General features: G+C 69.5%; 30 protein-coding genes and 1 riboswitch. Of the genes, 15 read left to right on the top strand and 15 right to left on the bottom strand.

Annotated features, from left to right (window positions below):
• Positions 1 to 129 precede the first annotated feature (129 nt).
• Positions 130 to 699: an alpha/beta fold hydrolase gene (locus tag LBN7_RS02520; RefSeq protein WP_341945847.1), complete on the top strand. Its 570-nt coding sequence runs from the start codon at positions 130 to 132 to the stop codon at positions 697 to 699.
• A gap of 34 nt (positions 700 to 733) precedes the next feature.
• The gene (locus tag LBN7_RS02515; RefSeq protein WP_407360852.1) at positions 734 to 1,261 is read left to right on the top strand and encodes a cysteine hydrolase family protein; all 528 of its coding nucleotides are present in this window, start codon (positions 734 to 736) and stop codon (positions 1,259 to 1,261) included.
• Between the two features lie 19 nt (positions 1,262 to 1,280).
• Here LBN7_RS02515 and LBN7_RS02510 read toward each other — a convergent pair whose 3' ends face one another.
• Positions 1,281 to 1,625: a LysR family transcriptional regulator gene (locus LBN7_RS02510; RefSeq protein ID WP_116636604.1), complete on the bottom strand. Its 345-nt coding sequence runs from the start codon at positions 1,623 to 1,625 to the stop codon at positions 1,281 to 1,283.
• Between the two features lie 106 nt (positions 1,626 to 1,731).
• Here LBN7_RS02510 and LBN7_RS02505 point away from each other — a divergent pair, with 106 nt between their 5' ends.
• Complete coding sequence (locus LBN7_RS02505) at positions 1,732 to 1,905, top strand: hypothetical protein (RefSeq protein ID WP_341945844.1); 174 nt, start codon at positions 1,732 to 1,734, stop codon at positions 1,903 to 1,905.
• Positions 1,906 to 1,961: 56 nt separating this feature from the next.
• A complete protein-coding gene (locus tag LBN7_RS02500) occupies positions 1,962 to 3,626 on the top strand; it encodes an ABC-F family ATP-binding cassette domain-containing protein (protein WP_407360851.1) in 1,665 nt (554 codons plus the stop codon).
• Between the two features lie 14 nt (positions 3,627 to 3,640).
• On the opposite strand, the gene LBN7_RS02495 is transcribed toward LBN7_RS02500, so the two are convergent.
• The 3 genes from LBN7_RS02495 to LBN7_RS02485 all read right to left on the bottom strand — a co-directional run bounded on the left by LBN7_RS02495 (position 3,641) and on the right by LBN7_RS02485 (position 5,289).
• Positions 3,641 to 4,285 (bottom strand): hypothetical protein, encoded by a 645-nt coding sequence (locus LBN7_RS02495; protein WP_407360850.1) that lies wholly within the window; start codon positions 4,283 to 4,285, stop codon positions 3,641 to 3,643.
• Positions 4,286 to 4,396: 111 nt separating this feature from the next.
• Complete coding sequence (locus LBN7_RS02490) at positions 4,397 to 4,696, bottom strand: Fe-S cluster assembly protein HesB (RefSeq protein WP_407360849.1); 300 nt, start codon at positions 4,694 to 4,696, stop codon at positions 4,397 to 4,399.
• Positions 4,697 to 4,803: 107 nt separating this feature from the next.
• Positions 4,804 to 5,289: a GNAT family N-acetyltransferase gene (locus LBN7_RS02485; protein WP_341945841.1), complete on the bottom strand. Its 486-nt coding sequence runs from the start codon at positions 5,287 to 5,289 to the stop codon at positions 4,804 to 4,806.
• A gap of 95 nt (positions 5,290 to 5,384) precedes the next feature.
• Here LBN7_RS02485 and LBN7_RS02480 point away from each other — a divergent pair, with 95 nt between their 5' ends.
• Positions 5,385 to 5,930, top strand: a complete 546-nt coding sequence (locus LBN7_RS02480; protein ID WP_116636598.1) for a Dps family protein — start codon at positions 5,385 to 5,387, stop codon at positions 5,928 to 5,930.
• Between the two features lie 15 nt (positions 5,931 to 5,945).
• On the opposite strand, the gene LBN7_RS02475 is transcribed toward LBN7_RS02480, so the two are convergent.
• Positions 5,946 to 6,473 carry a DUF6328 family protein gene (locus LBN7_RS02475; protein ID WP_341945840.1) on the bottom strand — a complete coding sequence of 176 codons (528 nt, stop codon included), beginning with the start codon at positions 6,471 to 6,473 and terminating at the stop codon, positions 5,946 to 5,948.
• A 69-nt stretch (positions 6,474 to 6,542) separates the two neighbouring features.
• Here LBN7_RS02475 and LBN7_RS02470 point away from each other — a divergent pair, with 69 nt between their 5' ends.
• Positions 6,543 to 6,746 (top strand): hypothetical protein, encoded by a 204-nt coding sequence (locus LBN7_RS02470; protein ID WP_407360848.1) that lies wholly within the window; start codon positions 6,543 to 6,545, stop codon positions 6,744 to 6,746.
• 17 nt (positions 6,747 to 6,763) lie between these two features.
• Here the strand turns inward: LBN7_RS02470 and LBN7_RS02465 are convergent, their stop codons facing one another.
• Positions 6,764 to 7,354: a 1-acyl-sn-glycerol-3-phosphate acyltransferase gene (locus LBN7_RS02465; protein ID WP_407360847.1), complete on the bottom strand. Its 591-nt coding sequence runs from the start codon at positions 7,352 to 7,354 to the stop codon at positions 6,764 to 6,766.
• Between the two features lie 23 nt (positions 7,355 to 7,377).
• On the bottom strand, positions 7,378 to 7,980 hold the full coding sequence (locus LBN7_RS02460) for a carboxymuconolactone decarboxylase family protein (protein ID WP_407360846.1): 603 nt from the start codon (positions 7,978 to 7,980) through the stop codon (positions 7,378 to 7,380).
• Between the two features lie 129 nt (positions 7,981 to 8,109).
• Between LBN7_RS02460 and LBN7_RS02455 the strand changes: the two genes are divergently transcribed.
• A complete protein-coding gene (locus LBN7_RS02455) occupies positions 8,110 to 8,256 on the top strand; it encodes a hypothetical protein (RefSeq protein WP_407360845.1) in 147 nt (48 codons plus the stop codon).
• A 36-nt stretch (positions 8,257 to 8,292) separates the two neighbouring features.
• Here LBN7_RS02455 and LBN7_RS02450 read toward each other — a convergent pair whose 3' ends face one another.
• The gene (locus LBN7_RS02450) at positions 8,293 to 9,771 is read right to left on the bottom strand and encodes an MDR family MFS transporter (RefSeq protein WP_407360844.1); all 1,479 of its coding nucleotides are present in this window, start codon (positions 9,769 to 9,771) and stop codon (positions 8,293 to 8,295) included.
• Positions 9,772 to 9,937: 166 nt separating this feature from the next.
• Between LBN7_RS02450 and LBN7_RS02445 the strand changes: the two genes are divergently transcribed.
• Positions 9,938 to 11,992 carry an ABC transporter ATP-binding protein gene (locus LBN7_RS02445; protein ID WP_341947856.1) on the top strand — a complete coding sequence of 685 codons (2,055 nt, stop codon included), beginning with the start codon at positions 9,938 to 9,940 and terminating at the stop codon, positions 11,990 to 11,992.
• Between the two features lie 18 nt (positions 11,993 to 12,010).
• On the opposite strand, the gene LBN7_RS02440 is transcribed toward LBN7_RS02445, so the two are convergent.
• The 7 genes from LBN7_RS02440 to LBN7_RS02410 are packed head-to-tail and all read right to left on the bottom strand — an operon-like array spanning position 12,011 to position 19,349.
• Positions 12,011 to 12,784, bottom strand: coding sequence for an SDR family NAD(P)-dependent oxidoreductase (locus tag LBN7_RS02440; RefSeq protein ID WP_407360843.1), 774 nt, complete (start codon positions 12,782 to 12,784; stop codon positions 12,011 to 12,013).
• 19 nt (positions 12,785 to 12,803) lie between these two features.
• Positions 12,804 to 13,751 (bottom strand): glycosyltransferase family 2 protein, encoded by a 948-nt coding sequence (locus LBN7_RS02435; protein WP_407360842.1) that lies wholly within the window; start codon positions 13,749 to 13,751, stop codon positions 12,804 to 12,806.
• Between the two features lie 22 nt (positions 13,752 to 13,773).
• Positions 13,774 to 14,910: a cysteine desulfurase family protein gene (locus LBN7_RS02430; protein ID WP_407360841.1), complete on the bottom strand. Its 1,137-nt coding sequence runs from the start codon at positions 14,908 to 14,910 to the stop codon at positions 13,774 to 13,776.
• A 5-nt stretch (positions 14,911 to 14,915) separates the two neighbouring features.
• Positions 14,916 to 15,767, bottom strand: a complete 852-nt coding sequence (gene nadC, locus LBN7_RS02425) for a carboxylating nicotinate-nucleotide diphosphorylase (RefSeq protein WP_407360840.1) — start codon at positions 15,765 to 15,767, stop codon at positions 14,916 to 14,918.
• The gene (gene nadB, locus LBN7_RS02420; protein ID WP_407360839.1) at positions 15,767 to 17,302 is read right to left on the bottom strand and encodes an L-aspartate oxidase; all 1,536 of its coding nucleotides are present in this window, start codon (positions 17,300 to 17,302) and stop codon (positions 15,767 to 15,769) included. The genes nadC and nadB overlap by 1 nt, the downstream gene beginning before the upstream one ends.
• Complete coding sequence (gene nadA / locus LBN7_RS02415; protein ID WP_407360838.1) at positions 17,299 to 18,636, bottom strand: quinolinate synthase NadA; 1,338 nt, start codon at positions 18,634 to 18,636, stop codon at positions 17,299 to 17,301. Before nadA ends, nadB begins: the two co-directional genes overlap by 4 nt.
• Positions 18,633 to 19,349, bottom strand: a complete 717-nt coding sequence (locus tag LBN7_RS02410) for an NrtR DNA-binding winged helix domain-containing protein (protein WP_116636586.1) — start codon at positions 19,347 to 19,349, stop codon at positions 18,633 to 18,635. Before LBN7_RS02410 ends, nadA begins: the two co-directional genes overlap by 4 nt.
• Before the next feature lie 265 nt (positions 19,350 to 19,614).
• On the opposite strand from LBN7_RS02410, the gene LBN7_RS02405 reads away from it, so the two are divergent.
• From LBN7_RS02405 to gcvH, 7 genes are all read left to right on the top strand, one after another.
• On the top strand, positions 19,615 to 21,306 hold the full coding sequence (locus LBN7_RS02405) for an ABC transporter substrate-binding protein (protein WP_407360837.1): 1,692 nt from the start codon (positions 19,615 to 19,617) through the stop codon (positions 21,304 to 21,306).
• Between the two features lie 32 nt (positions 21,307 to 21,338).
• Positions 21,339 to 22,334 (top strand): ABC transporter permease, encoded by a 996-nt coding sequence (locus LBN7_RS02400; protein WP_407360836.1) that lies wholly within the window; start codon positions 21,339 to 21,341, stop codon positions 22,332 to 22,334.
• Positions 22,327 to 23,313: an ABC transporter permease gene (locus LBN7_RS02395; protein ID WP_407360835.1), complete on the top strand. Its 987-nt coding sequence runs from the start codon at positions 22,327 to 22,329 to the stop codon at positions 23,311 to 23,313. The genes LBN7_RS02400 and LBN7_RS02395 overlap by 8 nt, the downstream gene beginning before the upstream one ends.
• Positions 23,310 to 24,161, top strand: a complete 852-nt coding sequence (locus LBN7_RS02390; RefSeq protein WP_116636582.1) for an ABC transporter ATP-binding protein — start codon at positions 23,310 to 23,312, stop codon at positions 24,159 to 24,161. The genes LBN7_RS02395 and LBN7_RS02390 overlap by 4 nt, the downstream gene beginning before the upstream one ends.
• Positions 24,158 to 25,021, top strand: a complete 864-nt coding sequence (locus LBN7_RS02385; RefSeq protein ID WP_116636581.1) for an ABC transporter ATP-binding protein — start codon at positions 24,158 to 24,160, stop codon at positions 25,019 to 25,021. The genes LBN7_RS02390 and LBN7_RS02385 overlap by 4 nt, the downstream gene beginning before the upstream one ends.
• Positions 25,022 to 25,064: 43 nt before the next feature.
• Positions 25,065 to 25,160, top strand: a riboswitch (glycine riboswitch).
• Positions 25,161 to 25,309: 149 nt separating this feature from the next.
• On the top strand, positions 25,310 to 26,494 hold the full coding sequence (locus tag LBN7_RS02380; RefSeq protein WP_407360834.1) for a glycine cleavage system aminomethyltransferase GcvT: 1,185 nt from the start codon (positions 25,310 to 25,312) through the stop codon (positions 26,492 to 26,494).
• On the top strand, positions 26,491 to 26,886 hold the full coding sequence (gcvH, locus tag LBN7_RS02375; RefSeq protein ID WP_341945822.1) for a glycine cleavage system protein GcvH: 396 nt from the start codon (positions 26,491 to 26,493) through the stop codon (positions 26,884 to 26,886). Before LBN7_RS02380 ends, gcvH begins: the two co-directional genes overlap by 4 nt.
• The last annotated feature ends 56 nt before the right edge of the window (positions 26,887 to 26,942 follow it).

Below are 26,942 nucleotides of genomic sequence, written 5' to 3'. Positions count from 1 at the left end.
CTTCTGTGCCGCCCACGGCATCCGGATAGGCTGGACGAAGGCGGCGTGAGCCGCGGTCCGGCCGCAGGCGTCCGCCGAGTTCGTTCCGCCTGCGCTTCCGACACCGACGGCACGAGGAGACTGACGCCGATGACCGACACCCAGACCTTCGAGCCCGACGGCCGCGCCGTTCCCTTCGTCGACGAAGGCGACGGGCCCGTCAAGCTCGTGCTGATCCAGGAGCAGGGGCTCCCCGCCGACGTCCTGGGCGTCGTCGGGCACTACCTCGCCGAGGAAGCCGGATTCCACGTGCTGCGCATCGGCTACCGCGCCGGCGACGCCGACATCTCACTCGAGGAGCGCGTCGACGATGTCCTCGCGGTGATCGATCACGTCGGCCTCACCGACACCTGGGTCGGCGGTCATGGCTTCGGAGGCACCATCGCACGTGCGCTCGCCGCATCCCACCACGAGCGCGTCAACGGCCTGCTCCTGCTCGGCGTGGAGGAGAACGAGATCCCCGTCGCTCCGGTGATCCCCGTGCTCATCATCCAGGGGTCCGACGACACCACCACGGCGCCTGCCAACGGCGAGCGTCTGCAGTCGACCGTGCCCGAGCGCGCGAGCGTGAAGATGATCGCCGGTGGTGACCACCTGTTCCCGATGACGCACCCGATCGAGACCGCGGTGAACATCGAGGAATACCTCGACTGGGACTGAGATGACCTCGCCCTCCGCGCAAACATCCGCACGGATGCCGCGTACCGCTGTCGTCGTGATCGACGCGCAGGTCGGCGTGATGCCGGGCTGCTTCGACGAACACGGAACCCTCGCGCGCACCGCGACTCTCGTGGAACGCGCCCGCGCGGCGGATGTGCCTGTCGTGTGGGTGCACCACGATCCGGTCGGCGACGGAACGCCCGCATGGGACCTCGCCCCGCCGCTGGCTCGTCACGACGGAGAACCGCTGGTCCGGAAGAGCTATCGCGATGCCTTCGCGGAGACGGACCTGCGCGAGACCCTCGATCGTCTTGCGGTCACACACCTCGTCCTGGCCGGCGCGCAGTCGGACTTCTGCGTGCGCACGACGATGCAGCGCGCGGCGGCGGAGGGATACGACGTCACCCTCGTGGGAGACGCGCACACCACGGTCGACACGGAGTGGGACGGCGTGCCGATCTCGGGGGAGCAGATCGTCGCCCACACCAACATGTACTTCTCGGGGCTGCGGTATCCCGGGCAGACCTTCGCGGTCGCCCGGCACGACGCCGTCGACCTGTGACCTCGGCGTCTTCGCGGAGCTAGCGCCCCTGGCGCTTCTTGTACGGCTTCGGCTGACCCTTCACCACGGGCGCGCGGCCCTTGCCCTTGGACGCCTTGGCCTTGCCACCCGCCGGGACGACCGGCTTCGCGCTCGGTGCCGGCGCTGCGGCGATCCGCTCTCGTGCCTCCTCGAGCAGAAGCTCGCCGGCTTTCGTCAGGCGCGTGTCGCCTCCGCGCGTGAAGAGCGGATGGCCGACCTCCTCCTCGAGCTGCTCGATCGACGAATACACAGCCGCCAGCGACACATCGAGGGATTCTGCCGCTCGGGGGAAATGCAGCGTCTCGGCGACGGCGACGAAACGCCGAAGTTGAGTGAGTTTCACGGGGGAGAAGTCCTTTCCCGCAGGAGTCGCGGCAGGTCTTCAGCGTACGCGTCTTCCATCGGGATGTCGGCGTACTCTGGGCATGCCGCCGATCGAAGGGTTCGCCGTGTCCGACCACAACGACCGCTCCTCGCACGAGCACATCCCCGCTCCGGGAGAGCCGACCGTTCCGGAACTCGAAGAAGACGAGACGATCGCACCGCGCCCGGAGGAGGAGATCGCCGACGCGCTGCGGGCGAGACCCGACCTGGAAGACCACAGCGCGCATCACTCCGACTGAGTCCCGCAGGCGGATCGGGTGCGAGCCCGGCGTCCGCGCGATGACAGGATTGAGTCATGACCGCAACTCTCGTGGCCCAGGGCCTGGCCGGCGGATACGGCCACCGCACCCTCTTCGACTCGCTCGATCTGACGGTCGCGCCGGGAGACGTCGTCGGAGTCGTCGGCGCGAACGGGGCGGGGAAGTCCACCCTGCTCCGCCTGCTCGCGGGCATCGACGAGCCGCAGGCGGGGACGATCACGCTGGCACCAGCCGACGCGTTCGTCGGATGGCTGCCGCAGGAGCACGAGCGCATCTCCGGTGAGACGATCGCCGCCTACATCGCCCGTCGCACGGGATGCGCCGCGGCGACCATCGCGATGGATGCCGCCGCGGCCGCGCTCGGCGACCCTTCGCTCGCCGCCCCGGGCGTCGACCCGGCAGACGCCTACTCGACCGCCCTCGACCGGTGGCTGGCCAGCGGCGCCGCCGACCTGGACGAGCGACTCCCGGCCGTGCTCGCCGACCTGGGACTCGAACTCGACGGCGGCGACGCCGACGGCATCCTGATGACCTCGCTCTCCGGCGGTCAGGCGGCTCGTGTCGGGCTGGCGGCGCTGCTCCTCTCGCGCTTCGACATCGCGCTGCTGGACGAGCCGACCAACGATCTGGATCTCGACGGTCTCGAGCGGCTGGAGGCCTTCGTACGCGGACTCCGCGGCGGCGTGGTCCTGGTGAGCCATGATCGCGAGTTCCTCGCGCGCTGCGTGACCCGGGTGCTGGAGCTCGACCTGGCGCAGGGCTCGAACCGTGTGTTCGGCGGCGGGTACGACGCCTACCTCGAGGAGCGGGCCACGGTGCGCCGCCACCAGCGCGAGAAGTACGACGAGTTCGCCGAGAAGAAGGCCGACCTCATCGGCCGCGCCAGGACCCAGCGGGAATGGTCGAGTCAGGGCGTGCGCAACGCGATGAAGAAGGCACCCGACAACGACAAGATCCGGCGCAAAGCCTCGACGGAGTCCAGCGAGAAGCAGGCGCAGAAGGTGCGGCAGATGGAGAGTCGGATCGCGCGGCTCGAGGAGGTCGAGGAACCCCGCAAGGAGTGGCAGCTCGAGTTCACCATCGCCGCGGCGCCGCGCTCCAGCTCGGTCGTCTCGACCCTGAGCTCCGCGGTGTACCGGCAGGGTGAGTTCGCTCTGGGCCCGGTGTCGCTGCAGGTGAACGCGGGGGAGCGCATCGGGATCACGGGTCCCAACGGCGCGGGCAAGTCGACCCTCCTCCGCGCCCTGCTCGGGCAACAGCATCCGGACGAGGGCACGGCGAGTCTCGGAGCGAGCGTGCAGATCGGCGAGATCGACCAGGCGCGCTCCCTGCTGGCGGGCTCCCAGCCGCTCGCGGCGGCTTTCGAGGAGCTCGTGCCCGAGATGGCCACCGGTGAGGTGCGCACGCTTCTCGCCAAGTTCGGACTCAAAGCCGACCACGTGGGTCGCCCGGTCGACGAGTTGTCACCGGGGGAGCGCACGCGAGCGGGGCTCGCCCTGCTGCAGGCCCGCGGCACCAACGTCCTGGTGCTCGATGAGCCGACGAACCACCTCGATCTCGCGGCGATCGAGCAGCTCGAGCAGGCGCTCGAATCGTACGAGGGGACGCTGCTGCTGGTGACGCACGACCGACGGATGCTCGCCACGGTGCACACCGACCGTCGGTGGCGTGTCGAGTCGGGTCGCGTCACCGAGCTCTGACGAGCGGTCTCGACTCAGAGATCGCTGAAGTCGTCGGCGAGGCCGAAGATCTTCGACACCGTGTCGCCGTCGAGCGCGAGCATGACGTACTGCACGCCGACCTCTCCCGGACGGACGAGCGACATCGTGCCGGGAACCTCGCGGGTGCCCACCGCGAGATAGTCGTTCACGCCGTCGCCGTCGTCGTCCATCGGGAGCTCTTCGGCGCCGGCCGCCAGAGCGTCTGCGCGGCTCGAGCCGATGCCGATCCCGTCGGCGACGGTGAACACGACGCCGGGGGTGTCGTCGCTCCCGATCCAGAGCGCGGCCGGCCCCGACTCGGGGACGTTCAGCCGGACGGCGCCGTCCCAGTCATAGGACGTGAACCCGTACGCGTCGGGTCCCTGCGCCTCGGGGACGGGCCCCACGACCTCTCCGAGCGCCGCGAGCACGGCGTCGTGGTCGGTATAGGCGATCAGCGGGCCCTCGTCGATCGACAGACCGTCGATGGTCACCCGCGCGTCCGCTGTCTCCGGTGTCTCGGACGGCGACGATGACGGCGAGGCGGAGCCCGACGAGCTGGTGGACTGCGGTGCCGCTGTCGGCGCACACCCGGCGGCGATGACGGTGAGGATCGCGACGGCGGAGACGATCACGACACGGGGCGCACGAGTTCGCATGCCTCGATGCTAGGGGCGGGTCCCGAGGCGTGCCGTGGCGCCACGCGCCTCGACCCGAAGACGACGGATGCCGCGACCCCTGAGGGCCGCGGCATCCGGAATCCTGTGTCGTCAGGCGACCTTGGGCATCACCGCGAACGAGACGGCGCCCTCGCCGTCGACACCGGCGTCGAGCACCTTGTCGTCGAGCGCGGTTGCGGCCCCCTCATCGAGGAAGAGGCGGGTGCCGGAGATCTCCACGACCTGGTCCTGCGGCTCCGGGTCGGCGGTCACGAGGACGGCCAGACGGGCGCCGCCTTGCGCGTCGGGAGCGGTGGTGGAGTGGATACGCAGACCGGCATCCGGGGCTTCGCTCTGACGGCTCACGAGGGTGGAGACGATGGCGGTGGCGTTGTCGGTGAGGGTGAGCACGAGACTCTCCTTCCGGTTGGGGCATGCCGCGGTCGCGACACGTCCGGGCCACGATGCCGGACCTCGTCCATCGGCTCAACCCCCTTGCCGCGATTGTCAGGAGGCTCTCAAGCTCGCAGACGTTTCCGGAGGAAGACCTGGGCGGTCCCGTCGCCGTCCGGCACGCGCTCATGCTCCTCGTAGCCGCAGGCTTCGTAGAGCCGCAGGTTCGCCTCGCTCAGGCTGCCGGTGAAGAGCTCGGCCACATCGGCGCTGGAGGACTCCTCGGCGGCGTCGAGCAGCATCCGTCCGATGCCCTCGCCCTGCATGTCGGGCGCGATCGCTATCCGCCCGATCAAGAGCAGGCCGTCGCGCTCGACGAAACGGATCGCGCCGACGAGTCGTCCGCCGATCCGTGCGACGAAACCCGATTCCGCGCGCAGCTCGGCCTGCAGCTCGGGAAGCGTCTGGGTCAGCGGGGGCATGTCGACGCTGCCGTAGATCGCCGCCTCCGACACGAAGGCGGCGCGCTGCACCGTCAGCACCTCGCCGGCGTCGCTGTCCTGGATCGTGCTGATCTCGATCTGCGATCTCTGCTGCTGGTCGTCGGTCACGGGTCCGCCTCTCTGTCCTCCGGCCACATTCGAGGCGCGCGCGCACCGGTGTCAACCCCCTCGGCGTGCGTCTCCGCCCCCGTTAGCGTCGCCCCATGGCTGACACGAAGACGACCAAGAAGACCGCCGGTACGCCGAAGGGCGGAGCGAAGACGACCCGGCGCCAGAACGCCGAGAAGGGCTTCACCGCCTCGCCCGATCTGGCAGCGAACCTGCAGGCCGTGCTCGTCGACCTGCTGGAGCTGGCGACGCAGGGCAAGCAGGCGCATTGGAACGTCGTCGGACGCAACTTCCGCGACACGCACCGCCAACTCGACGAGATCATCGACGACGCACGCGCCTTCAGCGACACCGTCGCCGAGCGCATGCGCGCACTGCACGCCGTACCCGATGGACGCAGCGTCACGGTTTCGGCCACGACGACGCTGCCGGAGTTCCCGGCCGGCGAGGTCTCCACCTCGGAGACCATCGACCTGATCACCGTCCGCCTCGAGGCTGTCGTCTCGACGATGCGCGATGTGCACGACGACGTCGACGAGGCCGATCCGACATCGGCGGACATCCTGCACGCGGTCATCGAGCGCCTGGAGCAGTTCGCGTGGATGGTCAGCGCGGAGAACCGCAGCCCCGCCGGCCGCTGAGCGAGGTGCGCGGGATCACTCTTCTCCGGTGTCGTCGGAGCGGGGCCGCCCGCGCATCGCCCGCGGCAGGGCCAGCCACAGCGCCACGACCAGCACGAGCGCGGCCACGAGCGCGATGATGCCGGCCGTGCGGTTCACCGTGAAGTCGACGATCAAGGTGGTCACGCCGATGGTCAGCGCTCCGATCACGGCCAGGTCGATCCGGACGATGCGGGCGGCGATCCGCACCAGGTCGGGCTTGCGGCGATGCCCGAACAGCGCGCGGTGCATGCCGACCGGCGCGAGCGCGAGAATCGTCGCGATCGCCGCGAGAGCGACGAGGACGACGTACAGATCGCGCTGGAGCTCGTCCATGTCGGTGAAACGCGGCTGGAAGGCCACGGCGAGGAGGAAGCCGGTGAGGATCTGCGTACCCGTCTGCATGACGCGCAGCTCCTGCAGGAGCTCGAGCCAGTTCCGGTCCGCCCTCTCGTTGGGAGTCTCGTCGCGACCGTCGGCCCGATCGTCGATGTCGGGCTCGTCAGGAGGCAGATCCGCTGTCATGATCTCAGTGTCGTGCCGGTGATCCGGTGATGTCCAGCCCGTTGCCCGACCCCTCTGAAAGAAGGAAAGATGACCCTTCCCCCGATCGACGACTGGTGGTCGGACCTGTCGCCCGATGCCCAGCAGTCCGTGCTCGACAGCGACTCACACCTTCTCGATGAGGCGGTACGAGAGGAGATCCGCGTGCTGACCGGAGCCGTCGTCGGGATGGTGGAGCAGCTCTCCGACAAGGACCTGGCCTACGCCCGGGCGCACACCGCGTCGAAGGACTGACCGGAGCGGCCCGTTCGTCAGGCGGCGTCGGGCGAAGCCGCCGGGTCCTCCTCGCGCAGGCGCGGCTCTGTCCGCCGCTCGGGCCGCACGCCGGCCTTGTCGGCGTAGAACGCCCGGATGCGGTCCATGTCGGCAGCCACGTCGCCGGTGAGGTCGATGGTCGGTCCCAGACCCGAGGTCATGGTCGTGCGGTCGACGAACCCGAGGGTCACCGGCATCCCCGTCTCGCGGGCGATGCGGTAGAAACCGGACTTCCAGTACTCGTTGCCGCCGCGGGTTCCGTCCGGCGTCACGACCAGCCCGAAGACCGTGCCGGCATGCACCTGGCCCACGACATCCTTCACCACGCGCGCCGGGTCGGCTCGATCGACGGGGATGCCGCCGAGTCCACGCATGATCGGACCCCGCCACCCGCGGAAGAGACTCTTCTTGCCGAGCCAGTGCACGTCGATGCCGAGGCGCCACGCGATGGCGAGCATCAGGACGAAGTCCCAGTTGGACGTGTGCGGTGCGCCCACCAGCACCGTCGGGCGCGTCGGTGCGCCTTCACTCGTGAGCGTCCAGCGGCTGAACGCCCAGAACAAGCGGGCGAGGAGTCGTTTGAGCATGGCTCAACCGTAGGGGAGACCGGCTATCCATCCGCTGTCGGCTGCGAGCGGCCGGCGGCGTTCGAGCGCGTCAACGCGGCGGCGATGGTCGGATTCAGGCCAGGGACCTCGTCGACCGGCACGGCGAGGGCGAGCAGAGCGCGGCTGAAGAAGTTCCGCGCCGCCGCCGCGAGGGTGATGTCCACGATCTGCCGGTCCGAATAGCCGACGTCGCGCAGGGCCTGCGTGTCGGCATCCGTCATCGAGGCGGGGTCGTCCGACAGTCGCGCGGCATACGCGACGACCACCTGCTCGGCGGGGGTGAATCCGGCGTCGTCTCCCGCCGCGAAGGCTGCGAGGGCGTCCTCGTCGAGGACCTCGGCTCGCAGCGACTTGCGGCCGTGAGCGAGGAGGCAGTGGGTGGAGCCGATGGCCCGCGCCGCGCCGAGCGTGGCCGCCTCGTACACGCGGATGCCGATCGACGGCACGATCGCGCCGATCAGGTCCTCGAAGGCGGCATGCGCGTCGGGATTCACCGCCATCGCGCGTGTGTGCCCGAAGACGAAGCCGTCGTCGTCGATGTCGCCCGCATACATCTCGGCGACATGGCCCGTTGCCGCGGCCTCTCCCGGCGTCTCGATGATCATGGCGGCTCCTTCGCTGCGGTCGCCGGAGCGCGCACGCGCCCCGGCATCACAGCGAACGATACGCCGGGCGTATCACGCGGGGAAGGGGCGGGCGGCGCCGGTGGCCTCCGGCAGGCGTACCATCGAAGGATGAAGAAGACGCAGCAGGACACCGCAGCACAGGATGCGCCTCTCGCGCCCCCGCCGCTCGCGGGTGCTCTGAACCTGCTCGAGGCCGATGCGGCCGGTTATTGCAGCGGTGGCGTCTGCCACTTCCCTGCGCCGAAGACGCAGTAGCGGGCAGACGCCACCGAGTGGTGCGATCCGTGTCGGTCAGTGACCGCCGTGGGATCCCTCGCCCGCGTCATCAGCGGGCTTGCGCACGAACGGGCTCAGCGCCACCGCGGCCAGGGAGATGATCGCCGCGATCAGGAACGCCATGCGCGCCCCCGGCGCACCGGCGGTCGCCGTCGAGAGGCCTTCGCTCTCTCCGGCGTGCAGGATCGCGGAGTACGTCACCGTGAGCAGTGCGACGCCCGCAGCGCCACCCACCTGCTGCAGCGTGTTCAGCACGGCGGAGCCGTGAGAATACAGCGATCGCTGCAGCGAGCCCAGCGACGCGGAGAACAGCGGCGTGAAGGACATCGCGAGTCCGACCGACATCGCGGCCTGAACGATGATGAGCACCCACCACACGGTGTGCTCGCCGACTGTCGAGTAGTAGAACAGCGCGGCGGACACGAGGATGGTTCCCGGGATCAGCAGCGGGCGGGTGCCGCGGGAGTCGTAGACGCGCCCCATCACCGGGCCGAGCAGACCCATGAGCACGGAACCCGGCAGCAGGATCAGCCCGGACTGCAGGGCATTGAGTCCCGCGACGTTCTGCAGGTACTGCGGGAGCAGGGTGAGTGTTCCGAACATCGACAGCGCGAGGATCGTCATGATGATGACCGCGAAGGTGAAGTTGCCGGCACGGAAGACCCGCAGATCGAGCAGCGCGTCGTCGACGCGCTGCAGCAGGAGCTGACGCCAGACGAACAGACCGAGTGTCACGGCTCCGACGACCAGGGCGATGATGCCGGTCGTCTCACCGGAGCCGCCCTCGCCGCCGAACTGGCTCAGGCCGAACACGAGCCCGCCGAAGCCGAGAGCCGCGAGCGGGATCGACAGCACGTCGAGCGGGACGCGACGCGTCTCGCCGAGGTTCGTCATCCACTTGACGCCCATACCCAGGGCGATGAGCGCGATGGGGAGCACGATGGCGAAGAGCGCACGCCAGTTGAACGCCTCGAGCACGGCACCGGCGAGCGTCGGGCCGATCGCGGGCGCGAGCGAGATGACCATGCCGACGCGGCCCATCATGCGGCCGCGCGACTGCGGAGGCACGACGTTCATGATCGTCGTCATCAGCAGGGGCATCATGATGCCGGTTCCTGCGGCCTGGATGACACGGCCGACCAGCAGCACGCCGAATCCGGGCGCGACGAGCGCCACGAGCGTGCCGAGCGAGAACGCGACCATCGCCGCGATGAACACCTGGCGCGTCGTGAAGCGCTGGAGGATGAAGCCGGTCGTCGGGATGACGACGGCCATGGTCAGCATGAAGGCGCTGGTCAGCCACTGGCCGAGCTCGGGCGGGATGCCGAGATCGGTGTTCAGGTGGGGGATCGCGATGCCCATGGTCGTCTCGTTGAGGATGGCGACGAAGGCGGCGACGAGCAGCAGCCAGATGACACGCATGTCGGTGCGAGAGATCTCGCCGGACGAGGGCGTGCGGGTGGTCGGGATGGAGCCGGTATCGACGGCAGACATAGGCGGCCTCCTGGGCGACGAGATGAGGGGGATGTGCGAGAGATCGCGCGAGTCTCTCAGCGTAACCACAGGGTCGGACATTTCATTCCGATCCCGACGAAATCCGCCGAGAGCGGATCCCACGGCCCTCGGTGTCCGCTGCGCTGAGTACGCTGGCGCCATGAGCATGGGCGGTGGCAGAGGTGGTGGGCACGGCGGCGGGTTCCGCGGCGTCGACGAAGACGCGCAGCGCAGGCTGAACGCCGAGGCCCCGCGCATCAGCGGTCTCGGCGCCCGCGTGATCGCGCTGTTCCGCCCGTACCGGTGGCGGATCTTCTTCACCGGCATCCTGGTCGTCGCGGGTGCGGCCATCGCCGTCATCCCTCCGCTGATCGTCCAGCGCATCTTCGACGACGCGCTCTTCCCCGTCGACGGCGGCAGCCCGCAGCTCGAGCTGCTGGCCTGGCTGGTCGCGGCCATGGTGGGACTTTTCCTGTTCTCCGCGGTGCTGGGCGTCGCGCAGACCTGGCTGACGGCGACGGTCGGCAACAGCGTCACCGGCGACCTGCGCGTCAAACTGTTCGAGCACCTCCAGGCGATGGAGCTCGGCTTCTTCACCCGCACCAAGACCGGCGTGATCCAGTCGCGGCTGCAGAACGACGTCGGCGGAGTCTCCGGCGTGCTGACCAACACGGTCACCAGCATCCTCGGGAACGTCGTGACGGTGGTGGCGTCGCTCGTCGCCATGATCCTCATCGACTGGCGTCTGACCCTCATCGCGGTGGTGCTGATGCCGTTCCTGATCTTCGTGCAGCGTCGCGTCGGCCAGGTGCGCGCGCGGATCGCGGGGGAGACGCAGGAGTCGTTGTCGGAGCTGACCTCGATCACGCAGGAGACGCTGAGCGTCTCGGGCATGCTGCTCTCGAAGGCGTTCAACCGGCAGCGCACCGAGTCGCAGCGGTATCAGGCGGAGAACCGCAACCAGGTGACACTCCAGGTGCGCAGGGCGATGAGCGGTCAGGGCTTCTTCGCCGTGGTCCAGGTGCTGATGGCCAGCGTTCCGGCGGTCATCTACCTCGTCTCGGGCTACCTGATCACCGGCGGGACCGACGCGATCACCGCCGGCACGGTCGTCGCCTTCACCACCGTGCAGGCGCGGCTGCTGATGCCGCTGATGGGGCTCATGCGCGTCTCGCTCGACCTGCAGACCTCCTCCGCGCTGTTCGCGCGGATCTTCGAGTACCTCGACCTGGTCCCCGAGATCGAGGACGCCCCGGACGCGATCTCGGTGGACGATGCGCCTGGTCCGCGCGGACGCATCGAGTTCGCCGACGTCGTGTTCCGCTATCCCGACGCGTCGGCGGAGGCCCGGCCCACGCTGGACGGCGTCTCCTTCGTCGCCGAGCCCGGACAGCACGTCGCCTTCGTCGGGCCTTCCGGTGCCGGCAAGACCACGATCCTCTACCTGGCACCGCGGCTCTACGAGGCGAAGGGCGGCTCGGTGCTCTTCGCCGGCGCCGACGTGCGCGCGCTGACGCAGGAGTCGATCATCGACAATGTCGGCATCGTCTCGCAGGAGACGTATCTCTTCCACGCGACGATCCGCGACAACCTCCTGTACGCCCGCCCCGGGGCGAGCGAGGAGGAGGTGATCGCGGCGTGCACGGCGGCGAACATCCACCACATCATCGCCGGATTCGAGGACGGGTACGACACGGTCGTCGGCGAACGCGGATATCGGCTCTCCGGCGGCGAGAAGCAGCGCATCGCGATCGCGCGCGTGCTGCTGAAGGACCCGCCGGTCCTCCTCCTCGACGAGGCGACCTCGGCTCTCGACACCGTCTCGGAGCGCGTCGTGCAGGAGGCGCTCGACGAGGCCGCGAAGGGCCGCACCACGCTGTCGATCGCCCACCGGCTGTCGACGGTCATGGGCGCCGACGTCATCCACGTCGTCGAGGCCGGCCGGATCGTCGAGTCGGGCACGCACGCCGAGCTGCTCGCCCACGACGGCCTCTACGCCGAGCTCGCCGCCCAGCAGGTCGCGGCCTCGCGCGTGCTCGCGACCGAGGCGGTCGTCGAGGACGCGGTGACCGGCGGCATCCAGGCGGCGCTCACCGATCGCAGGGCCGACCGTGCGCCCGTGGACTCCGCCGGCGCCGATGCGGTGGCCGCGCTCACGGCTGCGGTCCCGCTGCTCGCCGAGCCGAGGGTCGACGAGCGGGTCTATCCCGCCGAGACCTGAGCGTGGCGCGGGTGCCGGTCAGTGCACCGAGAGGCCTCCGTCGACGAAGAGCGAGTGCCCGGTGACGTAGCCGGAGCCTGCCCCGGCGAGGAAGACCGCCGCACCGGCGAAGTCGCTCGGCAGACCGTTGCGACCGATCATGGTGCGTGCGGCGAGGGCGGCGATCTTCTCGGGGTCCTCCTGAAGTCGCGCGTTGAGCGGGGTGAGGACGAACCCCGGGACGAGCGTGTTGCTCGTCACCCCCGTGCCGCCCCAGGCCTCGGCCTCGGACCGCATGAGGGACTCCACCGCGCCCTTGGACGCGCCGTAGATGCCGCTGCCGACGAACGCGCGGTGCGCCTGCTGGGAGCTGATGTGGATGAGCCGGCCGTACCCGCGCTCGATCATTCCGCGGGCATAGTGCTGTCCGAGCAGGAAGGGTGCGAGGGTGTTCACCGTCATCGTGGCATCCCAGTCGTCCTCGGTGATCTCCGCGTAGGGCGGCCGGATGTTGATGCCGGCCGAGTTCACCAGGATGTCCGGGTCGCCGAAGGGTTCGGCCGCCGCCTCGGCGAGGGCGTGGATGCCCGCACGGGTGCCGAGATCGCCGACGACACCGGCGACGCGGCATCCGCTCTCCTGCAGCTCGCGCACGGTCTCGTCGATGCGCTCGGCCCCTCGGGCGACGATGACGGTCGACGCTCCGGCACGGGCCAATGCCGTGGCGATGCCGCGGCCGATGCCCGAGCTGCCGCCGGTCACCACGGCGGTGCGGCCCTCGAGTGAGAAGAGCGCGTCGAGGTAGTCGTTCATGGAATCACCGTTCGTCGAATCACCAGGAGAGCGCCGCGGCGATCGCCTCATCGGGGGAGGCATCGGCGAACTCCGGAAGCGCGCGGAGCTCGTCGATGAACACGGCGACCTCGGCAGCGTAGGCGGGGTCGTCGTGGGTCGCGGCGATGTCGAGCAGCGAGGGCATGTCCATCGCGAGGATCAGGTCGAGCCGCGCGGTGACGGCCGCGCGCTCGCCGGCGTCCTGCAGAACCCGGATGCCGCCGCGGAGGGCGACGAGGTAATCCCGCAGAACAGGGAGCTGAGACTTCCCCTGCGTGATCGAGGTGCCGTCGGGGCGCACCCGCCAGCGCACGACGACGTCGGGGATGACGTCGAACGAACGGGCCCGGGTGTACATCAGCTGGGCGACGATCTGATCCTCGTACGCGACGCCTTCGGGGAAACGGAGATCGTGCCAGAAGCCGGTGCGGCTGATCTTCGACCAGGCCACGATGTTCGACACCGCTCGCGGGTGCTGCGCGAGAGACGCGCCGAGCCGTTCAGGATCGGTCGCCGCCGAGATCCACGGCTGCACGCGACCGGCGTTGTATGAGTCGCCGTGCGGGCGCAGTCGCACGTACGCGCCCGCGACGAAGTCGCTCCCGGTCTCGGCGAGCGTCCCGGTCAGGCGCGACAGGGCTTCCGGGGCGAGTTCGTCGTCGCCGTCGAGGAAGCCGAGATACGGGGTGTCGACGAGGGCGAGTCCGACGTTGCGGGCCGCGCCGAGTCCGCGGGAGGCCTCGTGTCTGAGCACGGTAAACCGGGGGTCGGTGCCTGCGGCCTCTGCGAAGATCGCTCCGGTCTCGTCGGCCGAGCCGTCGTCGATGAGGATCGCGCGCCAGCGGGTCTCCGTCTGGGCGCGCAGGGAGGCGAGGGCGGCCGGGGCGAAGGCGGCGATGTCACGTCCGGGGACGATCATCGTCACGATCGGGGCGGATGCAGTCACCAGCCGAGTCTATGGCCGCGCCTCAGACCGAGGCCGCTCGCACGGACTCTGTGACGAGGGCCGTCAGGCGCTCCGGTGCGTCGTCCGGAAGGGGCTCCCGGCCGAACGTGAACCGCACGGAGGTCTGCGCGACCTCGGGCGGGACGCCGCAGGCGAGGAGCACGGGAGACGGTTCGTCGCTGCCCGCCGCGCACGCCGACCCGCTGGACGAGATCACCCCTCGGCGCTCCAGCTCCAGCAGCACCGCCTCGCCACTGGTTCCCGCGAACGTGAAGCTCGCTGTGCCCGGGAGTCGGTGGTCGGGATCCCCGGTGAGAGCCGCCTGCGGAACGGCGCGCAGCACGCCGGCGATGAACCGCGCCGTCGCGGCGCCGACGCGGGCGGACGCGACCTCCCGCTCGGCCTCGGCGAGTTCGAGGGCCGTCGCCAGGCCGACGGCGCCGGCGACGTTCTCGGTGCCGGAGCGGCGTCCGCGCTCCTGACCGCCGCCGTGCAGCAGCGGCTCCAACGGAACCCGACCGCGCACCGCCAGCGCACCGGTGCCCTTCGGGGCGCCGAGCTTGTGCCCGGCGATCGACACGGCATCCGCGCCGAGATCTCGCAGCGGCAGCCATCCGGCCGACTGCACCGCGTCGAGATGAAGCGGGACGCCGGCCGCGCGGGCCACCGCTGCGAGAGCCGCGACATCCTGCACCGTGCCGATCTCGTTGTTCGCGTGGCCGAGGGAGACGAGCGCCGTGTCCTCGCGGATCGCCTCCGCGAGGGCGGACGGCTCGATGCGTCCCGCGGCGTCGACACGGAGTCTCGTGACCGCGACGGAGTGGAAGCGGCTCAGGTAGTCGGCGGATTCGAGGATCGACTCGTGCTCGATGGGGGACACCACGAGGTGCCTCCGCCCGGCGTCGAGTGCCGCGAGCATGATGCCCTTGAGGGCCAGGTTGTTCGCCTCGGTGCCTCCCGCGGTGAACACCACGTCGCCGCGGCGCATGCCGAGCACGCTCGCCACCCGGCCTCTGGCGTCGTCGAGCGCGCTCGCCGCGGCCTCGCCCGCCGTGTGGTGACTGGAGGGGTTCCCGAACACCGCCGTGAGGTACGGATGCATCGCAGCGAGCACCTCCGGCCGGACCGGAGACGTGGCGGCGTGGTCGAGGTAGAGCATGGTGCTCAGTCGATCCGCAGGTCCAGGCCGAGGTCGAGGGCTCTGGCCGAGTGGGTCAGCGCCCCGACCGAGATGACGTCGACACCGGTCGCGGCGATGTCGTGCACGGTGTCGAGGTTCACGCCGCCGGAGGCTTCGACGGTCGCCCTGTCGTCGATCAGCTCGACGCCCGCGCGCAGGTCCTCGAGCGAGAAGTTGTCGAGCAGCACCGTATGCGCACCGCCGTCGAGGACCGCCGGGATCTGGTCCAGGCGATCGACCTCGACGACGACGTGCGTCGTGTGCGGCAGTCGGGACAGCGCGTCGCGGAGGGATGTCGCGAGGTCGGCGCCCGAACGCTTCAGCACCGCGAGGTGGTTGTCCTTGGCCATCACGGCATCCGACAGCGAGTAGCGGTGATTGCGCGCTCCGCCCGATGCGACCGCATGCCGCTCGAAGGCGCGGAGCCCCGGCGTGGTCTTGCGGGTGTCGGCGATGCGCGCGCCGGTGCCCTCGATCGCGCGCACGTAGGCGGCGGTGAGCGTCGCGATGCCGCTCATCCGCTGCGTGAAGTTCAGTGCCACCCGCTCGGCGGTGAGGATGCTGCGCGCCGAACCGGACACCGAGGCGAGCACGTCTCCGGCGGCGAACTCGTCGCCGTCGCCCACGTGCAGGTCGACCGTCAGCGTGGGGTCGGTGAGGGCGAAGGCCGTCGCGAAGACCTCGCCGCCGCTGAACACGCCGGCTTCGCGTGCGACGAGGTCGGCCGTGGCCGTCGCCTCCGCGGGGAGCAGGGTCGTGCTCGTCAGATCGCCCCAGGGGGCGTCCTCTTCGAGGGCCGCGCCGACGACGCGCGTGAGGGTGGCGGGTGTGAGCATCAGACGGTCTCCAGGATCGGTGCGGCGCTGCGGGTCTCGGCATCCGTGAGCCGGTAGTGGGCACCGACCGAGCCGGCGCGGGCGAGAGCGGCGGATGCCGTCGCCTCGGCCAGCAGCAGCAGGTTCGCGTCCTCGTGCTCCCCGACCGTGCGGGGCGCGGGCGCACCGAGGCGCCACGCGCGCACGGCGCCGAGGGCGCTCCGAAGGCCCTCGCCGGTGCGCAGGAGTCCGACCTCGTCCCACATCAACTGCTGCAGAGCTGCGCGGGAGAAGTCCCGGACCTCGCTTCCGTCGCGATACTCCACGGATGAGGGCGCCGGATCGGTCGATTCCTGCGACTCGAGGGAGGTGGATACGGGCCAGGGGTCACCGAGCGCCGCCGCCGCCCGCGCGCCGAACACGGCGCCTTCGAGCAGGGAGTTGGACGCCAGGCGGTTGGCCCCGTGCACACCGGTGCGCGCGACCTCGCCGACGGCGAAGAGCCCGGGGAGCGTGCTCCGACCCTCGAGATCGGTGACCACGCCGCCCATCAGGTAGTGGGCGGCCGGCGTCACGGGGATGGGCTCGGTCGACCAGTCGAAGCCGCGCTCTCGCGTCACCCTGTCGATGGTCGGGAAGCGCGTCGCGAGGGTCGTGGCGCCGAGCATCGTGGCATCCAGGCGCACCGGGCCGCCCTGCGCCGCGGCCCGACGGGCGATCGCCCGGGAGACCACGTCGCGCGGTGCCAGCTCGCCGTCGGGGTGGGTGTCGAACACGAACCGGCGACCGCCGTCGTCGATCAGCGTCGCTCCTTCTCCGCGCACGGCCTCGGAGATCAGGAAGGCGGGGCCGGTGGCGAGGATCGTCGGGTGGAACTGGACGAACTCGAGGTCGTCGACCGCGGCACCGGCACGCAGGGCGGCGGCGATGCCGTCACCCGTGGTCCCGACCGGGTTCGTCGTGTGCGCGTAGAGATGCCCCGCTCCGCCGGTGGCGAGGATCACGGCGTCGGCCGTGAGCGTGGAATCGGTCACCTTCCCCGAGGGATCGGCGACGAGCAGTCGGATGCCGCAGACGGCACGGTCGCTCACGACGAGGTCGGACACGAACGCGTGCTCGATCACGTCGATCGTCGCGCGACGCACCGCGGCGACGAGTGCGCGGGAGATCGCCGCCCCCGTGGCGTCTCCGCCCGCGTGCACGATGCGGGCGTGGCTGTGCGCGGCTTCGCGGCCGAGCAGCAGCACGCCGTCCGCATCGCGGTCGAACCCGACGCCGCGGGTGATCAGTTCTGCGATCCGGTCGGCGCCGTCGGCGACGAGGGCTTCGACGGCCGCCTCCTCCGAGAGGCCCGCGCCGGCGGCCAGCGTGTCGGCCGCGTGCTGCTCCGCCGAGTCGCCGGTGCCGTAGACCCCGGCCACGCCGCCCTGCGCATAGCCGGTGCTGCCGTCGCCGAGCGCGCCCTTCGTGACGATCGTGACCGCATGCCCGGCTTCCCGTGCGTGGAGAGCCGCGGTGAGCCCGGCGATGCCGGAGCCGACCACCAGGACGTTCATCGCGCGCCGACCGTCACGGGCGGCTTCGCCGCCAGCATCCGCTCCAGGGCCACCCGCGCGGGATCCGCGACGTCGGCCGACACGGTGATGCGGTTGGGCGTGCGTCCGGCCACGAGCTCCTCGAGCACCCAGGCCAGGTATCCGGGGTGGATGCGGTACATCGTGGAGCACGGGCACACCACCGGGTCGAGGCAGAAGATCTCGTGCTGAGGGTACTGGGCCGCGAGGCGGCGGACGAGGTTGATCTCGGTCCCGATCGCGAAGGTGGTCGGTTCCGTGGCGCCATCGATCGCGCGGCGGATGTAATCGGTGGATCCGGCCTCGTCGGCGGCGTCGACGACCTCCATCGGGCACTCCGGGTGCACGATCACCCGCACGCCGGGGTGCTCCGCGCGTGCCTGATCGATCTGCGCCACGGTGAAGCGACGGTGCACGGAGCAGAAGCCGTGCCACAGGATGACGCGGGAGCCGATGAGCTCGGCTGCAGAGGAGCCGCCCAGCGGCCGACGCGGATTCCACATCGGCATCTGCTCCAGCGGCACGCCCATAGCCTTCGCCGTGTTGCGGCCGAGGTGCTGGTCGGGGAAGAACAGGACGCGCTGCCCGCGCTCGAACGCCCACTCGAGCACCGTCTCGGCGTTCGACGACGTGCAGACGATGCCGCCGTGGCGCCCCACGAATCCCTTGATCGCTGCGGAGGAGTTCATGTACGTGACGGGGATCACGGGCACCCGGCCGTCGGCATCGGCGGTGTCCAGGTCGCCGAGGACGTCGGCCAGCTGCTCCCAGCACTCCTCGACCTGATCGATGTCGGCCATGTCGGCCATCGAGCATCCCGCCGCCAGGTTCGGCAGGATCACGGCCTGTTCCGGCTGCGAGAGCAGGTCGGCGGTCTCGGCCATGAAGTGGACGCCGCAGAACACGATCGCCTCGGCATCCGTCCTGCCCTTGGCTGCCGTCGCGAGCTGGAACGAGTCGCCCACGTAATCCGCGTGCCGAACCACCTCCTCGCGCTGGTAGAAGTGGCCGAGGATGACGACGCGATCGCCGAGGGTCGCCTTCGCGGCTTCGATGCGCGCGTGGAGCGCGTCCTCGTCGGCCTCGCGGTAGGCCGTGGGGAGCTCGCCCTGGCGCGGGGCGCCGGTCGGGATGACGTCGCCCATCGAGGAGCCGGGGCCGTAGCCGGGCCGGGCGTCGAAGTCCCACGGGCCGGCGGCGAGGTCGGTCGCGCAGGTGGCGTCGGTCGACGCTCCCTCGACGATCGCCTGGATCGCGTGATCGACCGAGGGATCGAGTGCCGGAACCGCGGGCGTGGGGACGAAGGTGATGCTCATCGGGTGCTCGTTTCTTCGGAACCGAGCGGGCCGCGGTCGGCCAGCTCGACATCGGTGTTGTAGCGGTACAGACGTGCAGGTCGGTGGCTCCCGGTGCGGAAGCGCTCGGTGGGGAGCAGGTTGCCCGTCGCCTCCACCTGGCGACGGAAGTTGGCGGGGTCGAGCTGCTTGCCGAGGATCGCCTCGTAGGCCTCTCGCAGATCGGCGAGCGTGAACTCGGCAGGGAGGAACCCGTGCGCGACGCGGCTGTAGCCGACCTTGTTGCGCAGGCGCCAGAGCGCGTACTCGATGATCTTCGCGTGGTCGAACGCGAGCGGAGGCAGGGCGTCGACGTCGAACCACTGCACGTTCTCCGGGGCGCGTCCGGAGGCGATGTGAGCCGCGCTCTGCGCCACCACATCGTCCTGGCGGAGCAGCGCCCAGTACACGATCGACACGACGCGGGTGGGGGAGCGGTCGACGGCGCCGAAGGCGTAGAGCTGCTCGAGATAGCTGGGGGCGAGGCCTGTGGTCTCCGCGAGCGTGCGGGCCGCGGCGTCGACGGGCGATTCGTCGGCGGTGAGCCAGCCGCCCGGCAGTGCCCACTGGTGCGCGAAAGGTTCGCGCGTGCGCAGCACCAGCGGCAGCGACAGGACCGCTGCGCCGTTCTCCGCACGGCGCAGCGTGAGGATCACCGTCGAGCCGGCGACCCGGATGCCGCGGGTTTGAGTCATGGGTACCTTAACCTCCGAGATCGATCTTAGTGTCCTTCTGACACTTAGTGAGTGCAGATGACGAGAATTCCCGTCGAGTCCGAAACGTTATCTCCCGACCGGGTGGAGGCTTGTCCGCCGCGGCAGGGTTTGTTAGGTTACTGTCCTAACAAACCCTGTGAGGTCGGCCCAACAGCTCCTCCCGGGTTTCCACGAACCCCAGACGGGGTTCTGCTCCATCCGGAGAAATCCCTCCTGCAGTGCAGCACCGAGAGGAAACAGAAGAATGATCCGTAACGGAAAGCGCAAGATCGCGCTCACCGCCGTCGCAGGGGCATCCGTCCTGGCCCTGGGCCTCACCGCCTGTGGCACCGGCGGCAGCGGCGATGGCGGCAACGCCGATGGCGACCGGGCCCTTCGGGTGTGGGCCGGTAGCCAGACCCCGATCACCGCGAACTACAACCCGTTCGCACCGACCGTGCTCCATGGCGCGCTCGGCCCCATCTACGAGCCGCTGTTCTTCTTCAACAAGACGTCCGACTCCGAGCCCGTGGGCCTGATCGGCGACTCGTACGAGTACAACGAGGACGGCACGGTGATCACCATCACCATCAAGCCCGACCTCAAGTGGAGCGACGGCGAGCCGCTCACGGCTGCGGACGTCGCGTTCTCCTTCAACTACGAGGCGAACAACCCCGAGGGCAACGGACTCGTGTCCGCTGAGGCCACCGACGACACCACCGTGGTGCTCACCTACGCGGCCGCGCAGTACACCACCGAGTTCCAGCGCCTCGGCTCGACGTACATCCTGCCCGAGCACATCTGGGCCGACGTCGCCGACTTCGCGAACTTCGCGAACGAGGAGCCGGTCGGATCCGGCGCCTACGTCGTCGACAAGACCACCAGCGAGTCGTACACGCTCGTCGCGAACGAGAACTTCCGCGACGCCGACAAGCTCGGTGTGAAGAAGGTCCAGTACATCGCGGTCGACAACAACCAGACCGCACAGGATCTGCTCGCGGCCGGTGAGCTCGACTGGACGGGCATGTTCATCCCGAACCCGGACGATGTCACGGCCAACGGCAAGATCAGCTGGGTCAACACCCCGCAGGACCCGACCGTGCTCTACACCTGCTCGAACGCCGACCTCGGCTGCACCGGTCCGCAGACGGATGTCGCCGTGCGCCAGGCGCTCAACGTCGCGATCGATCGCGCGGCGATCAAGGACAAGGCGTTCGTCGGTCTCACCGGCGACATCTCGCCGACCTACGCGCTGCTCCCGCGCGACGAGAAGTGGGTCGCGGATGCCGCCAACGAGGTCAGCCCGCAGGAGGCGGACGCCGCCGAGGCAGGCAAGATCCTCGAGGCCGCCGGCTACGTCAAGGACGGCGACTTCTACGCGAAGGACGGCGTGCCGCTCGAGCTCACTCTGACCTCGGTCGACGGTTGGACCGACTACAACGACGCAGCCAAGCTGATCGCCGAGCAGGCCGCGGCCGCGGGCATCAAGATCACGGCGTCGACCGTGCAGTGGCAGGAGTTCTCGGACTCCCGTCAGGGCGGCGAGTACCAGCTCATCGTCGGCGGCATGATCGGCACCTCGGTGGCCGACCCGTTCCAGATCTACCGCGACTGGGTCGGTGGCACCGCGGTCCAGTCGACCAGCCCCGTCGGCACCGAGGTCCCCGCGGGACGCTGGAACTTCAGCCGCTACGACAACCCCGTCGTCGACGCCGCGATCCAGTCGGCGATCAGCACGAACGACGAGGCCGAGAAGAAGGCGCTGTACGGCACGATCCAGACGGAGATCGTCCGCGACCTGCCCTACATCCCGCTCGTCATCAACGCCACCCAGACCTTCTACAACACGAAGGACTTCACGGGCTGGCCGACGGAGGAGGAGATGTACGCCTTCCCGCCGTCCTGGGGTGCGATCGCGGCAGGCTACGTCCTGACGCAGCTCCAGCCGGCTAAGTAGGACGAAGGGACGGGGAAGCAGGAAGCAGTGACATGAAGTTCTATGCACGAAGAATCGGGTTCTACGCGTTCACGCTCTGGGCCGCGATCTCTCTCAACTTCCTGCTTCCCCGGCTCATGCCGGGGAACCCCGCCGACATCATGATCGCCAAGATGCAGCGGGCCGGCGGCGAGATCTCCGAGACCACCATCAGGAACATCAAGCTCCTGCTGGGCGGCGACGACTCCTCGCTGTGGGAGCAGTACCTCTCCTACTGGGCGCGCATGTTCCGCGGCGACCTCGGCATCTCGGTGACGAAGTACCCGACCCCGGTGACCGAGCTCATCGCCGGCGCGATCCCGTGGACCCTCGTCCTGGTGGGTACTGCGACCGTCATCTCCTTCGTCCTCGGCATCGCGCTCGGCGCCTGGGCGGGGTGGAAGCGCGGGACCTGGGTCGATCATCTGATCCCGGCCACGACCGTGCTGCAGTCGATCCCGTACTTCTGGTTGGCGCTGATCCTGGTCGCGGTGTTCTCCGTGGGGCTCGGCTGGTTCCCGCTCTTCGGCGGGTACGACGTCTTCGACTTCCCCGACGGGCCGGAGCCGACCTGGGCGTTCTTCTCCGATGCGTTCTCGCATGCTCTCCTTCCGGCGATCACCATCGTCATCTCCTCGGTGGGCGGCTGGATGTTCGGCATGCGCAACATGATGGTCGCGACCCTCGCCGAGGACTACGTCCTCACCGCCGAGGCCAAGGGCCTTCGCCCGCGGCGCATCCTCACCACGTACGCCGCGCGGAACGCGGCGATCCCGTCGATCGCCGGCTTCTCGATCACCCTCGGCTTCGTCGTCTCGGGCTCCATCGTGATGGAGCAGGTGTTCACCTACCCCGGCATCGGCAAGCTGATGTTCCAGGCGGTCACCAACAACGACTACGCGCTGATGCAGGGGCTGTTCCTCGTGATCACCATCACGGTGCTCGCGGCCAACTTCTTCATGGACCTCGTCTATGGCTTCATCGACCCGAGGGCTCGCCAGAATGTCTGATCCGCAGAACACCGCCGGCCTCCTCTCCGTCGAGGAGACGCCCACGACGGCACCCGCCAGCACGATCGCGATGGCGACGCAGCAGGACCGCAAGCGCCGTCGCATCCTTCCCAGCACGTCGCCGAAGTTCATCGTCGGCTCGATCCTGGTGCTCGCGACCGTCCTGTTCGCGATCATCGCGCCGATCTTCACTCAGAACCCGCGCAGCACCGCGAATCCCGCTCTTCAGGCGCCGTCGGCGGAGCACTGGCTCGGCACCACGAAGCTCGGCAACGACGTGTTCGCCCAGCTCGCGATCGGCGCTCAGGGCTCGCTGCTCGTCGGACTGATCGCCAGCGTCATCGCCATCGTGCTGTCGCTCCTCTTCGGCGTTCTCGCCGGCTACCTGGGCGGATGGCGCGAGGATGGACTCGCGCTCATCACCAACGTGATGCTCGTGATCCCCGCATTGCCGCTGGTCATGGTGATCGCGTCCTTCGTCCCCCAGCGCACCTGGCAGCTGGTGGCGATCTTCCTCGGCATCACCTCCTGGGCGGGCGCGGCCTACGTGCTGCGTCTGCAGACACGCTCGCTGCGCACCCGCGACTACGTCTACGCCTCGAAGGTCGCCGGAGAGAGGTCGCTGCGTGTGATCCTCGTCGAGATCATGCCGAACCTCCTCCCGCTTCTCACCGCGCAGTTCCTGTTCGCCCTCATCTTCGCGATCCTCGGGGAGGCGGGACTCTCGTATCTGGGACTCGGACCCACGGACTCGATCACCTGGGGGACGATCCTCAATGATGCGCAGTCCGGTCAGGCTCTCGGACGAGGGGCGTGGTGGTGGTTCGTGCCGCCGGGACTGATGATCGCCGTCATCGGCGCAGGCCTCGTCCTCATCAACTTCGCGATCGACGAGGTCATCAACCCGAAGCTCCGCAACGCGCCGGATGCGGCCCGCCGCGTGCGCAAGGCCGCCAAGACCAAGGGGGTCACCGCATGAGCGACGCCGTGCTGACAGCGACGAACGTGTCGATCGAGTACGAGGTCGATCCGCCCGTCAAGGCCGTGCGCAATGTCTCGCTCACCTTGAACCGCGGCGAGATCCTGGGACTCGCGGGGGAGTCCGGCTGCGGGAAGACGACGCTCGCCTACGGGATGAATCGTCTGCTCAAGCCGCCGGCGCTGATGACGAGCGGCGAGATCGTGTTCCACGACCGCGATGGGCACGACATCGACATCGTGGGCCTCGACGGCGACGGTCTGCGGGCGTTCCGGTGGGACAAGATCTCGATGGTGTTCCAGGGGGCGATGAACTCGCTCAACCCGGTGATCGATGTGAAGGCGCAGATCTTCGACATCTTCGACACGCACCGCCCCGGGATGTCGAAGAAGGACAAGACCGCGCGCGCCGAGGAGCTGCTGACCCTGGTCGGGGTGGACCCGTCGCGTCTGACGAGCTTCCCGCACGAGCTCTCCGGCGGCATGCGCCAGCGCATGATGATCGCGATGGCCCTCGCGCTGGACCCGCAGGTGATGATCATGGACGAGCCGACCACCGCACTCGACGTGGTCGTGCAGCGGGGCATCATCCGCGAGATCATGCGGCTGCGTGAACGACTCGGGTTCGCGGTCATCTTCATCACGCACGACCTGCCGATGCTGATCGAGATCAGCGACCGGATCGCGGTGATGCTGCAGGGACAGATCGTGGAGCAGGGGACAGCGGAGGAGATCTACCGGACCCCGCAGCACGAGTACACGAAGAAGCTGTTGTCGAGTTTCCCGTCGCTGAAGGGCGAGCGGGGCGACTTCGTCCGCACGGGCGTGAGCCAGGAGGGGACCCGATGAGCACGAAGACGGATGCCGCGCGCGGCACGGGCACGCTGGAGGCGCGGAACCTGACCAAGGACTTCCACCTGCGTTCCGGGTTCAAGACGACGACCCTGCATGCGGTGAAGGATGTGTCGTTCACGCTCGAGCCGGGGCGGACGGTCGCGCTGGTGGGGGAGTCCGGGTCGGGCAAGTCGACGATCGCGCGGATGCTGATGAAGCTGGAGACCCCCACGAGCGGGGACATCCTCCTCGACGGGGTGCCATCGGGGACGCACGGGCGCACGTTGGAGCGATACCGGTCGGATGTGCAGATGGTGTTCCAGGACCCGTTCGCGTCGTTGAACCCGTTCCACACGATCGTGCATCACCTGGAGCGACCGATCCGGCTGCATCACCCCGAGTTGAGCAGTGCTCAGGTGCGGGAGCGGGCCGTCGAGCTGCTGGAGCGGGTACGGCTGACACCGGGGGAGAGCTTCGCGGAGCGTCGCCCGCACGAGCTGTCGGGTGGGCAGCGGCAGCGTGTCGCGATCGCCCGGGCGCTCGCGCCCGGGGCGCGGTTCATCGTCGCCGACGAGCCGGTGTCGATGCTCGACGTGTCGATCCGCCTCGGCGTGCTGAACCTCCTCGCCGAGCTGCAGCGTGAGGAGAACCTCGGGGTGTTGTACATCACGCACGATCTCGCGACCGCCCGGCACTTCTCCGACGAGATCATGGTCCTCTACAAGGGGGACGTCGTCGAACGCGGACCCGCCGACGAGGTCATCCTCCACCCCCAGCACGACTACACCAAGACGCTCCTCGGCGCGGCCCCCGAGCCCGAGAACCTCGGACGCCTCCGTGACGAGGTCCGCGCCGAACTCGGCATCCGATCCTGAAGGGCTCCGGCTAGACTGAACCCCACAACTGAAGACAGGCCGAATGACCCCCGCGGGAGAGCCCCGGCGAATGCAGCCGGGCACCGAAGGAGCAAGCCTCCCCGCCAATCTCTCAGGTAACGCGTACCGCGCGGTTCCGGCCACTCTGAAAAGCGATCTCGAGCGAAGCTCGAGATCCGCCGACGGTGAAAGCCCCCGCGCGGGCGAAGCTCTCAGGCCCATGACAGAGGGGGAGTTCCGAGGAACGTCGACGTCGTCGTTCCGCCCGAATCCGCACGGGAGAACTCCATGTCCGATCCCCGCTACACCCCGCTCCGCGAGCGCCATGAGGCGCTCGGGGCGTCGTTCACCGACTTCGGCGGCTGGCAGATGCCGGTGCGCTACACCTCCGACCTCGCGGAGCACCACGCCGTCCGCCGGTCGGCCGGTCTCTTCGACATCTCGCACATGGCGGAGTTCCTCGTCACAGGCGAGAGCGCCGCGGAGTTCCTCGACTACGCGCTCGCCGGTCGCCTGTCCTCGATGGCCGTGGGCAAGGCGAAGTACTCGCTGATCCTGTCGGAGTCCGGAGGGATCGTCGACGACGTGATCGTCTACCGGCTCGCCGACGATCGCTACCTGGTGATCGCGAACGCCGGCAACCGCGGCTACGTCGACGCGGCCTTCGCCTCGCGCGTGCGCTCGTTCCCGTCCCTCGTCGAACGCGAGGGGCCTCCCCGGGCGGAAGGGGAGGAGCGCAGCTTCGCCGGGTTCCTCGGCGACCGAGGGGTCGACGTCGAGGACGTCTCGGACTCCTTCGCCCTCCTCGCCGTCCAGGGCCCCGCGGCCGAGGCCATCGTCGCGGCGACCCAGGGCATCACCGAGGTCGGTACGCCCTGGGCCGAGCAGAGGTACTACGCCTGGGCCGACGCCCGCTTCCACGGTGAGCCCCTGCTCCTCGCCCGGACCGGATACACCGGCGAGGACGGCTTCGAGCTGCTCGTCCCCAGCACACTCGCACCCGCGTTGTGGGACGCCCTGCTCGCCGCCGGAGAGCCGCACGGCCTCGTTCCCGCAGGCCTCGCCGCTCGCGACACGCTCCGCCTCGAGGCCGGGATGCCGCTCTACGGGCACGAGCTCTCCCTCGAGACCCGACCGGCGCAGGCCGGCCTCGGTCGAGTGGTGGTGGCGGACAAGGAGAGCTTCATCGGGAAGGACGCCGTCGACGCGGCCCCGGAAGCTCCCGTCCTCGTCGGACTCGCCGCCGAGGGCAAGCGCGCCGGGCGCGCCGGCTACGCCGTGGTGGATGCCGATGGCACGGTGCTCGGCGAGATCACCAGCGGCGCCCTCAGCCCGACCCTCGGCCACCCGATCGCGATGGCCTATGTCGATCCTTCTTCCGCGGAAGAGGGAACAGCAGTATTCCTTGATGTGCGGGGGACGAAGATCCCCGCGACCGTGACCGCCCTGCCTTTCTACCGGAGGACCAAATGACCGACCTCAGCGCACTGAAGTACACCGAAGAGCACGAGTGGATCGCGACCGGTCCTTCGACGGGCTCGGGAACCCAGACCGTGAGCATCGGCATCACCGACTACGCCGCCGAGAAGCTCGGTGACGTCGTCTTCGTCGAGCTCCCCGCCGTCGGCACCGAGCTCACCGCAGGCGCGGTCGTCGGCGAGATCGAGTCGACGAAGTCGGTCGGAGAGCTCTACGCCCCGGTCGCCGGCACGGTCGTCGAGATCAACGACGCCGTCGTCGACGACCCGTCGCTCGTCAACGCCGAGCCCTTCGAGGGCGGCTGGCTGATCAAGGTCGCCGTGGCCGACGGCGCCACTGACGGCCTGCTCGACCGCGACGCGTACGTCGCACTGACGGAGGGCTGATCCACCCGTGGTCTCCTTCGCCGATCGTCACATCGGACCCACCGACGCCGCCCAGC

It is taken from the genome of Microbacterium sp. LBN7, assembly GCF_045690345.1.
Lineage (GTDB): Bacteria > Actinomycetota > Actinomycetes > Actinomycetales > Microbacteriaceae > Microbacterium.
This window is presented reverse-complemented; position numbering and strand designations above follow the sequence as displayed.

Bases quoted from the DNA above. Each gene is read 5' to 3' on its own strand.
- LBN7_RS02520 (WP_341945847.1), top strand. From the start codon at position 130: ATGACCGACACCCAGACCTTCGAGCCCGACGGCCGCGCCGTTCCCTTC.
- LBN7_RS02515 (WP_407360852.1), top strand. From the start codon at position 734: ATGCCGCGTACCGCTGTCGTCGTGATCGACGCGCAGGTCGGCGTGATG.
- LBN7_RS02500 (WP_407360851.1), top strand. From the start codon at position 1,962: ATGACCGCAACTCTCGTGGCCCAGGGCCTGGCCGGCGGATACGGCCAC.
- LBN7_RS02495 (WP_407360850.1), bottom strand. From the start codon at position 4,285: ATGCGAACTCGTGCGCCCCGTGTCGTGATCGTCTCCGCCGTCGCGATC.
- LBN7_RS02480 (WP_116636598.1), top strand. From the start codon at position 5,385: ATGGCTGACACGAAGACGACCAAGAAGACCGCCGGTACGCCGAAGGGC.
- LBN7_RS02475 (WP_341945840.1), bottom strand. From the start codon at position 6,473: ATGACAGCGGATCTGCCTCCTGACGAGCCCGACATCGACGATCGGGCC.
- LBN7_RS02470 (WP_407360848.1), top strand. From the start codon at position 6,543: ATGACCCTTCCCCCGATCGACGACTGGTGGTCGGACCTGTCGCCCGAT.
- LBN7_RS02465 (WP_407360847.1), bottom strand. From the start codon at position 7,354: ATGCTCAAACGACTCCTCGCCCGCTTGTTCTGGGCGTTCAGCCGCTGG.
- LBN7_RS02460 (WP_407360846.1), bottom strand. From the start codon at position 7,980: ATGATCATCGAGACGCCGGGAGAGGCCGCGGCAACGGGCCATGTCGCC.
- LBN7_RS02455 (WP_407360845.1), top strand. From the start codon at position 8,110: ATGAAGAAGACGCAGCAGGACACCGCAGCACAGGATGCGCCTCTCGCG.
- LBN7_RS02450 (WP_407360844.1), bottom strand. From the start codon at position 9,771: ATGTCTGCCGTCGATACCGGCTCCATCCCGACCACCCGCACGCCCTCG.
- LBN7_RS02445 (WP_341947856.1), top strand. From the start codon at position 9,938: ATGGGCGGTGGCAGAGGTGGTGGGCACGGCGGCGGGTTCCGCGGCGTC.
- LBN7_RS02440 (WP_407360843.1), bottom strand. From the start codon at position 12,784: ATGAACGACTACCTCGACGCGCTCTTCTCACTCGAGGGCCGCACCGCC.
- LBN7_RS02430 (WP_407360841.1), bottom strand. From the start codon at position 14,910: ATGCTCTACCTCGACCACGCCGCCACGTCTCCGGTCCGGCCGGAGGTG.
- nadC (WP_407360840.1), bottom strand. From the start codon at position 15,767: ATGCTCACACCCGCCACCCTCACGCGCGTCGTCGGCGCGGCCCTCGAA.
- nadB (WP_407360839.1), bottom strand. From the start codon at position 17,302: ATGAACGTCCTGGTGGTCGGCTCCGGCATCGCCGGGCTCACCGCGGCT.
- nadA (WP_407360838.1), bottom strand. From the start codon at position 18,636: ATGAGCATCACCTTCGTCCCCACGCCCGCGGTTCCGGCACTCGATCCC.
- LBN7_RS02410 (WP_116636586.1), bottom strand. From the start codon at position 19,349: ATGACTCAAACCCGCGGCATCCGGGTCGCCGGCTCGACGGTGATCCTC.
- LBN7_RS02405 (WP_407360837.1), top strand. From the start codon at position 19,615: ATGATCCGTAACGGAAAGCGCAAGATCGCGCTCACCGCCGTCGCAGGG.
- LBN7_RS02400 (WP_407360836.1), top strand. From the start codon at position 21,339: ATGAAGTTCTATGCACGAAGAATCGGGTTCTACGCGTTCACGCTCTGG.
- LBN7_RS02395 (WP_407360835.1), top strand. From the start codon at position 22,327: ATGTCTGATCCGCAGAACACCGCCGGCCTCCTCTCCGTCGAGGAGACG.
- LBN7_RS02390 (WP_116636582.1), top strand. From the start codon at position 23,310: ATGAGCGACGCCGTGCTGACAGCGACGAACGTGTCGATCGAGTACGAG.
- LBN7_RS02385 (WP_116636581.1), top strand. From the start codon at position 24,158: ATGAGCACGAAGACGGATGCCGCGCGCGGCACGGGCACGCTGGAGGCG.
- LBN7_RS02380 (WP_407360834.1), top strand. From the start codon at position 25,310: ATGTCCGATCCCCGCTACACCCCGCTCCGCGAGCGCCATGAGGCGCTC.
- gcvH (WP_341945822.1), top strand. From the start codon at position 26,491: ATGACCGACCTCAGCGCACTGAAGTACACCGAAGAGCACGAGTGGATC.